The sequence below is a fragment of the Bacteroidota bacterium genome, from assembly GCA_034723125.1.
GTDB lineage: Bacteria > Bacteroidota > Bacteroidia > CAILMK01 > JAAYUY01 > JAYEOP01.
In genome coordinates this window covers 1-12,671 of sequence record JAYEOP010000258.1, presented here as the reverse complement: position 1 = coordinate 12,671, position 12,671 = coordinate 1, and the positions used below count along the sequence as shown (strand labels likewise).

Genomic DNA, 12,671 nt, shown 5'->3' with positions numbered 1-12,671 from the left:
TTTAGTTATTCATGTAATAAAGAAGAAGGAAATATCATTATTCCCGACCCAAATAATCAACAACCCACAATACCCGAATGTCAGGAAAAAAACTTCGGATATATCCGCTTTGATAATCGTACTGATAAAGAACTTTGCCTTTTTGAAACTATAAATTTAATTGACCCCTTTATTGAACTACCTGCTAATTGCATCACATACACAAAAGCTGATTCAGGGAAAATTATCTACAAACTTGATTTCTTAAATTGTCAAATTGGAGATAAATACGGTCAGTTTAAAATTAACAAATGCGATACTACAAATTTCTTCATCTACGGCAATGCTGTAATTGAAATTACATATTAAATCTATTATAGTGTCTCTAAGAAAATTATTTGAACCACAAAAATATCTTTAGAACAGTCTAAAACATATTCCACATCAATATCATTTCACAAAAACAAGCATTCATTTTTTTTTACAAACCACTGTCAACAAAGCATTCAAGGGAATAAACATCTATTCTAAATTTTTATTTTTACTAAAAAACATAATTTTCATATAATTATTCATGAAAATAAAGACATTTGCATATTATTTTTTAAGCTCAATATTTAATAATAACATTGAAAAACAAATTTATTTTTTATGAAAGCATATATTTTTCCCGGTCAAGGTTCACAATTTATTGGAATGGGCAAAAACCTTTACATCGAAAACAAAGAAGCAAAAGCAATTTTTGAATCTGCAAATGAAATACTTGGTTTTAGAATAAGCGACATAATGTTTGCCAGCACCGAAGAAGAACTTAAACAAACAAAAATAACACAACCTGCAATTTTCATCCATTCCGTTGCAACAGCCTTAGCCAATAAAGATAGCTTTTCTCCTGAGATGGTTGCAGGACATTCGCTTGGTGAATTTTCCGCACTTGTTGCAGCCAAAGCAATGAAGTTTGAAGACGGATTAAATCTTGTTCGTCAGCGAGCCAATGCAATGCAAGAAGCATGTGAAATTGAGCCATCAACAATGGCAGCGATTATCGGTCTTGACAACCACGTAGTTGAAGAAGTTTGTAATTCAATTGATGAAATTGTTGTTCCTGCAAACTATAATTCTACAGGGCAGGTTGTAATTTCGGGTTCAATAAAAGGAATAGAAAAAGCTTGCGAAATACTGAAAGAAAAAGGTGCCAAAAGAGCTTTGATTTTAAAAGTTGGAGGAGCTTTTCATTCACCATTAATGGAACCTGCAAGAAAAAAATTAGCAAAAGCAATTGAAACTACAGAAATAGTTAAACCCATTTGTAAAATATACCAAAATGCCTCAGCAGAAGGATCTGATAATCCTGAAATAATAAAAAAGAATCTTATTGAACAACTTACAGCTCCAGTAAAATGGACACAAAGTATTCAAAATATGATAGCTGATGGTGCTACTTCTTTTACAGAAGTTGGACCAGGCAGAGTGCTAAGTGGACTTATTAAAAAAATTGACCGTAAAGCAGAAATAGTTAAACTTTAAAAAATAAAAAAAATGATTACTACAACCACAGAAACAATTCCCGGAAAAGAAATTACAGAAATTCTTGGAATAGCAAGAGGAAACACTGTTAGAGCAAGACATCTTGGAAGAGATATTTTTGCAGGTTTAAAAAATATCGTTGGAGGTGAAATTTCCGAATATACTAAACTAATAGCTCATTCTCGAGAAGAAGCATTAGTAAGAATGGAAAAGGATGCTCAACAATTAGGTGCAGATGCAATTTTAAATGTAAGAGTTACAACATCAATGGTAATGCAAGGAAGTTCAGAAATATTGGCTTACGGAACAGCAGTAAAACTCGCCTAATGTTTAACGATTTCTTTTTCAATTTTATTAAAGTACTTATTCCTGTTGGAATTATTCTTTTTTTATTAAATCTGATATTCATGAAAGCAAAAAAAGATGATGCTATTAATGAAGAGGAAGAAGAAAATATTGAACCATAAATTATGTTTGGAGGATTAGCAATTTCATTTTTAATGTCGGCAGTTCCTATTGCTATAATTATTATTTTAATCTATTTAATTTATAAAAGATTGAAAGATAAAGAAAATGAAGGATTTGAAAAAAGGAATTATTAATAATTTGTATCAATGTCTAAAATAATTATAAAAACAGAAGAACAAATAGAAGGAATAAAAAAAAGTTCTAAACTTGCTGCTAAAACTTTAAAATTTATTGAAAGCTATGTAAAAGAAGGAGTTAACACCAATTTTCTTGACAAGAAAATTGATGAATTCATTAGAGACAACAATGCTTTACCTGCACCATTAAATTATAATGGTTTTCCAAAATCTTCATGCATTTCACTAAACAATGTTGTTTGCCATGGAATACCTTCAAAAAAAATAATTTTAAAAGACGGTGACATTTTAAATATCGATATTACAACAATATTAGATGGATATTTTGGAGATACAAGCAAAATGTACACTGTTGGAGAAATTTCTGCAGAAGCAAAAAGGCTTATAAAAGCAACAAAAAAATGCCTTGATATTGGAATTGAACAATGTAAAGTTGGAAATTATTTTGGAAATATTGGATATGAAATTGCCAAATATGCACGAAATGTTGAAAACTATGGAGTTGTATTTGAGTTTTGCGGTCATGGCGTAGGAATCCAATTTCATGAACCACCGGAAATTGTTCATATTGCAGAAAAAAACAGTGGTAAAAAAATGAAAAAAGGAATGGTTTTTACCATAGAACCAATGATCAACCAAGGAAAAGCCAGAACAACAATTGATAAAAAAGATAACTGGACAGCAAGAACTATTGATGGTAAATTATCAGCACAGTTTGAACATACAATCCTTATTACAGAAAATAGTCGTGAAGTGTTAACAGACATTGACAACTACTATTCATAAAAAAACTTCACATTTAATTTAGGGAAGTTCTATAAATACATGCTAAATACTTAAAAAATGAAAGTAGAATTTTGGATGACAGGCAAAACATCTCAAAGTATTGTAAAAAAAGAAATTGATCGGTATTCATCCAGAATCAACAAATATATTCCTTTTGAAATCAAAGAATTAAAAATACCCAAAGAAAAAACTGCCGAAAGAATTATAATCAAAGAATCGGAAATTGTTTTAAGTAATCTTAAAGTCAATGACTTTCTTATTATTTTAGATGAAAAAGGAAAAGAATTTACATCAATTGAATTTGCAAAACAATTACAAACTCTTTTTAATCGCTCAGGTTCAAGATTAATATTTTTGGTAGGAGGTGCTTACGGTTTTAGCAATCAAATTTATAAAAGATCAAATTTATCAATATCACTTTCCCGCATGACTTTTACTCACGAAATGATAAGAATATTTTTTACAGAACAATTGTACCGTGCTTTAACAATAATTAATAATCATCCTTATCATAATTGACAATAATTAGATTGTTACTACTCAGCAACTTTACAGAATATAAAAGCCACAGACTTCGTCTGTCGAAGACATGTAAAGTGTAATAGAAATAAGACTACGTCTGTCAAAGACAGATTCACAGATTTAAAAACTACCAACCAAAGGTAGTACTCTCTGTAAATAATTCATTAAATCAAGTAAAATCAATCTGTGAATCTGTGGCATATTTTTAAGTCTCAACATCTTATACCTGCTGAATAGTAATATTTGATTTTTTAAAAAAACTAAAAAAAATAAATTTATCAACATATTACTAATACTTTCTGCCGACAGCTTTCTTTTTGATTAACAAACACTTAAGATACATCATAGCAATAACATTAGCACTAAATAAAAATTAATTAAAAATTAATTAGTATTTACATTACAAAATTTCGTTAAAAAATTTATCTTTGCTAATTAGTTAATTGAATAATAATAAGACGTTATTCGCTTTATTAAAGCATTAGAAAAGTAATTACAAATTTAAAAAAGCGATTTTGATTAAAGTAACAATTATGAAGATACAAAAAATTTCATTTTACGGTTTAATTCTACTCTTATCCTTTTATCTTGTTGGATGCTCAACAACCGGCTCAATTGAAAAAGCTGACGAAGCATTTGATATGTATCAGTTCAACATGGCTGCTGATATGTATCGTAAAGTTTATAGAAAAGTAAAGGACAAAAATAAAAAGTACGAAATCAAGAAAAAACTTGCACTTTCTTATGAAATGATGAGCCAATATAAAAGAGCGGAAAGCTATTATAAACAGGCTATTAAATTCAAAAACTCAGAACCTGAGATAATTTACAACCTTGCTGATATGATGAAAAGGCAAGAAAAATATGAAGATGCACTTGTAGAATTTAAAAAGTATGTTAGAGAAATGCCTGGCGACCCCGAAGGTCAAATAGCCATAGAAACCTGTGAAAAAGCACTGAAGTGGAAAGAGGAACAAACACGTTATGTAGTTGAAGATTTCAGAAGATTAAATTCAAGAGATAATGACTTTGCACCAATGTTTTATCGCAAGGGAGCAATTGTTATTACTTCTGACAGAGACGATGCAACAGGTAGAAATCTTTATAATTGGACAGGTGAAAAACATACAGATATTTTTGTTGCAAGCATGACTCCCGGAAGAAAAAATCGCAGATTATTAAAACCTGTAAGAATTGATGAAGATGAAATTGTAAACACAAAATTCAATGAAGGAGTTGCCGGTTTCGATCGCAGAATGCGAACAATGTATTACACTCAATGTAATGATGGCAAAGGCAAAGGACATAACTGTCGTATTTTTGTAGTTAGAAAAAGAGGGAAAGTTTGGGGAGAACCAGAACCTTTACCTTTCTGTACAGATTCTTTTGCTAAATACGGACATCCTACTTTATCACCAAACGGAAAAAAATTATATTTTGCAAGTAATATGGAAGGAACACTCGGAAAACATGATATTTGGATGTCTTCTTTCGTTAGACGTGGACGTACATGGAGCGACCCTGTAAATCTAGGACCTGTTATTAATACAAAAGGAAATGAACTTTATCCTTATGCTTATACAAACAAAAGATTATATTTTGCATCCGATAAGCATCCAGGAATAGGAGGTTTAGATATTTTTTATAGCGAAAAAGACGAAAATGGAAAATGGAGTAAACCCGTGAATCTTAAAATGCCAATAAACTCCGGTGGTGATGATTTTGCAATTGTAATAGAAAAAGGAGGAACAGTTGCCAAAGGTTACAAAGGAATGTTTTCTTCCAATCGTCCGGGAAGTCGTGGAGATGACATTTATAGTTTCTACATGACACCACTTATTTATACTTTAAGCGGTACGGTATTTAATTTAAGAACTAAAGAAACTATTGAAGGTGCAACAGTTAACCTTAGAATAAATGACACTACGAACTTAAGTGTCCAAACAGATAAATCAGGTTATTACCATTACGACCTTGAACCCGAGAATGAATATGCTGTAAGTGCTTTCAAAAAATATTATTTTGATAGTGAAACAAAATTCGCTTCAACTGTAGGACTTGAATTTTCAGAAGATTTTGTTCGCGACCTCTACCTTGACCCATTTATTACTGATGAAATTGAGCTTGAAGGTATTTTTTATGACCTTGATAAATACGACCTACGTCCTGAATCAATGGTTATTCTTGACTCACTTTACCAAATTCTTATTAAGCATCCATATATTGTAATTGAATTAGCATCTCATACCGATTGCCGTGCAACTCAAGAGTACAACTTAGAGCTTTCCAATAACAGAGCTCAATCCGTTGTTGACTACCTCATTTACAAAGGAATACCAATGGACAGATTATCTCCAAAAGGATATGGAGAAACTCAACTTGTAAATAATTGTGATTGTGAAAACGGACAAGGTAATGGAATTAACTGCTCAGAAGATGAACACCAGCAAAATCGTAGAACTACTTTTAAAATATTATCTACTGATTACGAATACGGTGCTGAACAGATAAAAGAACAGGAAGAAAAAATGCCTGAATGGATGAAACGCAGATATGGCAATAAAGCAACAAAAACAGAATAAATAAAATCATATTTTTTATAATGAAAAACCCTCGTCATATTTTTTATTGACGAGGGTTTTTTTATGTTTTTATACCAATTTGGAAACAGAATTGCCGACAAATAAGGTTCTATGTTGATTTGTGTGGATGAAAAAAAATTAAAGCCACAGATTACAAAAAGAGTAATTTTGTAATCTGTGAATCAAATTTGATTACCCACAGTATTTGACATAGAAGCATTTTTGTTTCTTCATCTATTCAATCATCTTTAGAAAATCATCAATTGAAATTATCGGAATATCTAATTTTTCAGCCTTCATTAATTTTGCAGGTCCCATATTTTCTCCTGCAAGAATATAGGTCGTTTTTGAAGAAATTGAACTTACATTTTTTCCTCCGTTATTCTCAATTATTTTTTTCACTTCAATTCTTGAATGATTTGGGAAAACACCGCTTACAACAAATGACTTTCCATACAGTTCCCCTGAAACTTTCACACCTTCTTCTTTCATTTCAAAACAAACATTTGCCTCTTTCAGTCTATTAATTATTCGAATATTTTCTTCATTTTCAAAAAACTCAACAACGCTTTTAGCAATTCGTTCTCCAATTTCTTCTATTGAAATCAAATCATCAAGACTAGCATTTTTAAGGTTTTCAATATTTTTATAATGTTTTGCCAAAGTCTTTGCCACAGTAGCCCCTACATATCTTATTCCGAGTGCATACAATGATTTTTCAAAATCCACATTTTTTGAATCCTCAATACTTTTAAGAAGATTTTGAACTGATTTTTCGGCAAAACGCTCAAGTTGTAACAATTCGTCTTTTTTTAAAAAATACAAATCGCTAAAATTTTTTATTAAATTTTTATTTACCAAAACATCAACAGTTGCTTGCCCGGAAGCAATGTTCATAGCTTTTCTGCTAATAAAATGCTCTATCCTAGCTTTGATTTGTGGTGGACATTCGTAATAATTAGGACAATAATGCTTTGCTTCATCTTCTTTTTTAATAAGTTCTGTTCCACATTCAGGGCATTTAATAATATATTTTACCTTTTCAGAATCATCCTTTCTTTTATCAATATCAACACCTACAACTTTTGGTATAATCTCCCCACCTTTTTCAATAAAAACAATGTCAGCACAGTGAAGGTCGAGCAATTCAATTTGACCGGCATTGTGCAATGAAGCTCTTTTTACAGTTGTTCCTGCAAGCTGTACAGGCGAAAGATTTGCTACAGGCGTAATTGCTCCGGTTCTTCCAACCTGATAGTCTATTGAATTCAATTTTGTAGAAACTCTTTCAGCTTTAAATTTATATGAAATTGCCCATCGTGGACTTTTAGCAGTAAATCCTAATTCATCTTGTTGGTCAAGTGAATCAACTTTAATAACTATTCCATCAATATCAAATGGCAATTCTGCTCTTTTCTCATCCCAATATTTTATAAAATCAAAAACCTCATTAATATCATCACATTTTTTTATTTGCTCAGGAACCTTAAATCCCCATTCTCCTGCAATTTCAAGATTTTCAAAATGTGATTTTGAAGCTAAATTTTCAGCAAGTAAATAATACAAAAAACAATCAAGTGGTCGCTTTGCAACTAAAGAAGAATTCTGCATCTTTAAAGTTCCTGCAGCCGCATTTCTAGGATTAGCAAAAACTGCATCTCCCCTTTCTTCACGTTCCTTATTCAATTTTTGAAAAGCTTTATGCGATAAAAATATTTCTCCTCTAATCTCAAATTCCTTAGGGACATTTTTACTTCTTAAAACAAGAGGAATACTTTTTATAGTTCTCACATTTGCAGTTACATCATCACCTTGAATACCATCACCCCTTGTAACAGCATGTTTTAATTTTCCATCAACATAAGTCAAACCAATAGCAGTACCGTCATATTTTAGTTCACAAACATATTTAAAATTTGTTTCTAAAATCTTTTTTATTCTGTTGTCAAAATCCAACAATTCCTGTTCCGAATAGGTATTCCCAAGCGACAACATCATATATTTATGTTTTCGTTGAGCAAATTCAACATTTTTATCACTACCAACTCTTTGAGTTGGAGAGTTCTCATCCTGCAATTCAGGAAATTCTGTTTCAATATCTTTTAAAAAACGCTCAAGTTTATCATAATCAAAATCGGAAATAAGCGGTTGGTTTTTTATATAATATTGGTTTTCATGGAAAATAATAACTTCTCTTAGCATTTCAATAATAAATTCTGCTTCTTGCTTCCTAATAGTTTTATTTTCGCATAGCTTTAGCAACTCATTACTCTTTTTGATATATTTTTTATTTTTCTCTAAAATTGTCATTTTATTTATTAAGGAAGGTTCTATTACAATATTTTTAAAAAGTTTAAAGTTACAAAAATAAATTTGTACATTTGTCAGTGAAAAATACAATTTTTATTAAACAAATATGATATAATTTAAATGGACTATAGAATTCGTGATTTTAACGATGTATCTTTTAATCTACTAATGAAAAAAAGAATACACAAAGTTTTACTTGTATGTAGTAAATACGATTCCTTTATTCTTGAAGAAGATGGACGAATTGACGAACAAATATTTAATGAATATGTCTCATTAAATTTACGATATCCACCAGTTTTTATACAAGCATTCTCTTCCGAACACGCATTTGAGATAATGCAAAATGAGGAAATAGACCTTATAATTACAATGCTCAATATCGGAGATATGGACGCATTTGAACTTGCTAATAAAATAAAAAAGAAATATAATAAAAAACCAATTGTTGTTCTCACACCATTTTCAAGAACAGTTTCCATTAAACTAAAAAACCAGAACACACATGCAATTGATTATGTTTTTAGTTGGTTAGGAGATTCAAGTATTTTATTAGCGATAATAAAACTTATTGAAGATATAATGAATGTAGATGATGATGTTAAAAATGTTGGTGTTCAAACAATAATTCTTGTTGAAAATTCAATACGATTTTATTCAAGTTACCTTCCCAGCATTTATAAGATAATATATGAACAATCAAAAGAATTTATGATTGAGGGCTTAAACGAACACCAGCAAATGCTTAGAATGCGAGGAAGACCAAAAATTTTGCTTGCTACAAATTATGAAGATGCAATTTACTTTTACGAAAAATATAAAAATAATTTATTAGGAGTAATTTCAGATGTTGCATACCATAGAAATGGTGAAAGAGATCAAAATGCTGGAGTAAGACTTTGTAAATTGGTTTTAAAAGAAGATAAATATATACCATTTTTATTGCAGTCATCAGATATTAGACAGAAAGAAGTAGCAAAAAAATTGAAGGTAAAATTTTTGTACAAACAGTCATCAAGTCTTTTAAGGGAACTTCAAGAATTTATCAAAGAATATCTTGCTTTTGGTCCCTTTACATTTAAAGACCCGAAAACGATGAAAGTTATGCATACCGGGAAAGACCTTAAAACATTGCAAGAAAAAATATATAAAATTTCTGATGATTCACTTATTTACCACCTTGAAAGGCATCATTTTTCTAAATGGTTAAATGCAAGAGCACTATTTGCCTTGGCTGAAAGATTTAAATATCATAAAATTGAAGAATTTGATAATACAGCTGAAATTAAAAAATATATTTATGAAACAATTTCTTCATTCCGAATGATAAAAGGCAGAGGTATTATTGCTGACTTCAACAAAAGTGATTTTGATAAATATCTCATCTTCTCAAGAATTGGAGATGGTTCAATAGGAGGAAAAGCAAGAGGACTTGCATTTATTGATACATTAATAAAAAGGAATAAAATACGAAATAAATACCCCAATACTATAATTCAAATTCCACGAACAGTTGTTTTGTCAACGGATATTTTTGATGAATTCATGAAAAACAACGACCTTTTTAAAATAGGTTTATCCCAGCTCTCTGATGAAGATATTTTAAAACATTTTATTAATGCAAAATTACCAAAACATATTGTTGAAAATTTAAAAATAATAGTCTCTGTTATTCAAGAACCAATAGCAATAAGATCTTCAAGTCTGTTGGAGGATTCACATTATCAACCCTTTGCAGGTGTTTACAAAACCTATATGATTCCAAGAATTGGTACAAATCTTAAAAAGATGGTAATACAACTAGAAAATGCAATAAAAAGCGTTTATGCATCGGTGTATTATAAAGAGAGTAAAGCCTATATGCTTGCAACAAAAAATATTATTGATGAAGAAAAAATGGCTATTATTTTACAGGAAGTTTGTGGAAAAAGATATAACAACATTTTTTATCCCACGATTTCAGGAGTAGCAAGGTCAATAAATTTTTATCCAATTGAATTAGAAAAACCCAAAGATGGCATAGCTAGTATTGCTCTAGGTTTAGGCAAATATATTGTTGACGGAGGAATGTCATTAAGATTTTCTCCGAAATACCCTAAAAAAATACTTCAATTGTCTTCTACCCAAAATACTTTAAAAGAAACACAAAAAGATTTTTATGCTCTTGACCTTGATACTGATAGCTTTAAGCCTTCACTAAATGACGGAATTAATATAAAAAAACTTAAAATAAAAGATGCAGAAAATGACAGCAGTTTAAGATTTGTTGCCTCAACCTATGATTTTCAAAATAATATAATTCGAAATGGAATAAATTATGAAGGGAAAAAACTAATAACATTTTCGAATATTCTGAATCATAATATTTTTCCACTTAGCGATATTTTAAAAGAGTTGTTAAAAATAGGTGAAAAAGAAATGAATAATCCTGTTGAAATTGAATTTGCAGTATATTTAGACACACCTAAGGGTAGCCCTGCAATATTTTCATTTTTACAAATAAGACCTATTGTTGAATTAGCCGAACATCTGGATATTGATATTGAAAACATTAAACAAGAGAACATAATTATTTCATCAGAAACAGCTCTTGGAAATGGTATTATAGAAAATATTACAGATATTGTTTATGTAAATCCTGAATTATTTAATGCTGCTGAAAGCAAAAACATTAGTAATGAAGTAGAAATGATAAACAACAAATTTATCAAAGAAAACAAAAATTACATTCTTATTGGACCTGGAAGATGGGGATCTAGCGATCCGTGGTTAGGCATTCCTGTAAATTGGACACAAATTTCACAAGCAAGGCTAATAATTGAATCAGGACTTAAAAACTATCGTATTGACCCAAGTCAAGGAACACATTTCTTTCAAAATCTAACATCCTTTGGTGTTGGATATTTCACTATCAATCCATATATTAATGATGGATTTTATAACCTTGAATACCTATCGAAACAAAAAGCTGTTTTTGAAGGAAAATACTTAAGACATATTAAATTTTCTTCTCCTGCTAAAATAGTAATTGATGGTAAAAAAAACAAAGGTATTGTTTTAAAGCCTATTAAAAATCACGATAAATTCAATAAAAATGATATATTTGTTGCATAATTAAAATATAACTATTCCATTTTTTTATGTCTGTAAAAGAGCAAAAAATAATTTCCTTACAAGAAAAACTTGATAAACAAAGCAAAGAGTTATACCTCTATTACAATATTGATAAAATCTTAAATGACTTTGAAAGTAGTTTAGTTGATATTTTTCAAAAACTTGTTGATATTATCCCTAATGGTTTTAGATTCTCTAAAATATGTACCGTTCAAATAATTTTTGATAATCAAGAAATTACATCCAAAAATTTCAAAAAAACTGAATTAAAACTTAGTTCGAATATTCAGGATAAGGATGTTAAACTTGGAGAAATAAATGTTTTTTACATCAAGAATGTTCGTTCGGATAAAGGTATTTTTATTGAAAACGAAAAAAAACTATTAAAAAATATTAGTGAAAAAATTAGCAACTATTTAGTTTTTAGAAAGTTAAAGCGAACAATTCAAAATATAAGTTCAAGTAATGAAAAAAAAGAAGTTGACTCAGAATTAGAAAAAACACATAATTGGCTTTCAAGTCTTCATCTTAATAATGAAGAAATTGAAAGTATTACAAAAGTTAAAATTTCATTTAATAAAGGCGAAATTATTTGCAAGCAAGGAGCTATTACTTCGTACATAATGTTACTAACCAACGGACTAACAAAAAATTATCTTGAAGGAATAACACAACGGGGGTTCAATTTTAAAATAATAAAACCTTTTGATTTTATCGGACTATCATCTTTATATGGCAGTAATATTTATCAGTTTTCCGGTTCAGCAATAACAAAATCAACAATTTATCATATCGAGACAAAGCTATTAAAAGAGATTATAGCAAGCAACCAAATGTTTGCACATGAAATTCATAAATGGTATTGCCGAATAACAGAATGGCATCTAAACCGCCTATCGTGTATTGCCAACAAACAATCACACGGAAAAATTGCAGATGTATTACTCTATCTATGGGAAGATGTTTTTGAAGGTAAAATTATTCAATCAAAAATCACACGTAAAGATATTGCTGAACTCGCAGCAATGTCAACAGAAAGTGCTGTAAGGATTCTCTCTGAACTCAAAAAAGATAGGATTATTAAAATACTCAGCAACGGCATTGAAATTTCGAATCCAAAATTATTAAAAACAATAAGTGCTACAGGATAACTGTGCTTTTATACCAAATTAACATCAAAACACCCGATATAAATCATTTCTATTTCCCTTTTTTGTCGTTAAAAATTATTTCCGTAGCTATAGCT

Annotated in this window: 11 protein-coding genes; 10 read left to right on the top strand and 1 reads right to left on the bottom strand. The window is 29.7% G+C overall.

Annotation, left to right across the window (positions count from 1 at the left end):
• The 8 genes from U9R42_07175 to U9R42_07140 all read left to right on the top strand — a co-directional run.
• The coding region (locus U9R42_07175) for a hypothetical protein (protein MEA3495801.1) at positions 1-348 on the top strand (348 nt) is incomplete at its 5' end.
• A 282-nt stretch (positions 349-630) separates the two neighbouring features.
• Positions 631-1,506: an ACP S-malonyltransferase gene (gene fabD / locus U9R42_07170; GenBank protein MEA3495800.1), complete on the top strand. Its 876-nt coding sequence runs from the start codon at positions 631-633 to the stop codon at positions 1,504-1,506.
• A 12-nt stretch (positions 1,507-1,518) separates the two neighbouring features.
• Positions 1,519-1,833: a YbjQ family protein gene (locus U9R42_07165; protein MEA3495799.1), complete on the top strand. Its 315-nt coding sequence runs from the start codon at positions 1,519-1,521 to the stop codon at positions 1,831-1,833.
• Positions 1,833-1,973: a hypothetical protein gene (locus U9R42_07160; protein ID MEA3495798.1), complete on the top strand. Its 141-nt coding sequence runs from the start codon at positions 1,833-1,835 to the stop codon at positions 1,971-1,973. Before U9R42_07165 ends, U9R42_07160 begins: the two co-directional genes overlap by 1 nt.
• A 3-nt stretch (positions 1,974-1,976) precedes the next feature.
• Positions 1,977-2,108, top strand: coding sequence for a hypothetical protein (locus U9R42_07155; GenBank protein MEA3495797.1), 132 nt, complete (start codon positions 1,977-1,979; stop codon positions 2,106-2,108).
• 12 nt (positions 2,109-2,120) lie between these two features.
• Complete coding sequence (gene map / locus U9R42_07150; protein ID MEA3495796.1) at positions 2,121-2,897, top strand: type I methionyl aminopeptidase; 777 nt, start codon at positions 2,121-2,123, stop codon at positions 2,895-2,897.
• 57 nt (positions 2,898-2,954) lie between these two features.
• On the top strand, positions 2,955-3,416 hold the full coding sequence (locus tag U9R42_07145; GenBank protein MEA3495795.1) for a 23S rRNA (pseudouridine(1915)-N(3))-methyltransferase RlmH: 462 nt from the start codon (positions 2,955-2,957) through the stop codon (positions 3,414-3,416).
• A gap of 536 nt (positions 3,417-3,952) precedes the next feature.
• Positions 3,953-6,001: an OmpA family protein gene (locus U9R42_07140; GenBank protein ID MEA3495794.1), complete on the top strand. Its 2,049-nt coding sequence runs from the start codon at positions 3,953-3,955 to the stop codon at positions 5,999-6,001.
• 234 nt (positions 6,002-6,235) lie between these two features.
• Here U9R42_07140 and ligA read toward each other — a convergent pair whose 3' ends face one another.
• Positions 6,236-8,203: an NAD-dependent DNA ligase LigA gene (gene ligA, locus U9R42_07135; protein MEA3495793.1), complete on the bottom strand. Its 1,968-nt coding sequence runs from the start codon at positions 8,201-8,203 to the stop codon at positions 6,236-6,238.
• A 228-nt stretch (positions 8,204-8,431) separates the two neighbouring features.
• Here ligA and U9R42_07130 point away from each other — a divergent pair, with 228 nt between their 5' ends.
• Entirely contained in the window at positions 8,432-11,425 is a 2,994-nt protein-coding gene (locus U9R42_07130; GenBank protein ID MEA3495792.1) for a PEP/pyruvate-binding domain-containing protein, read from the top strand.
• Between the two features lie 26 nt (positions 11,426-11,451).
• Positions 11,452-12,576 (top strand): Crp/Fnr family transcriptional regulator, encoded by a 1,125-nt coding sequence (locus U9R42_07125; GenBank protein MEA3495791.1) that lies wholly within the window; start codon positions 11,452-11,454, stop codon positions 12,574-12,576.
• Positions 12,577-12,671: the final 95 nt, after the last annotated feature.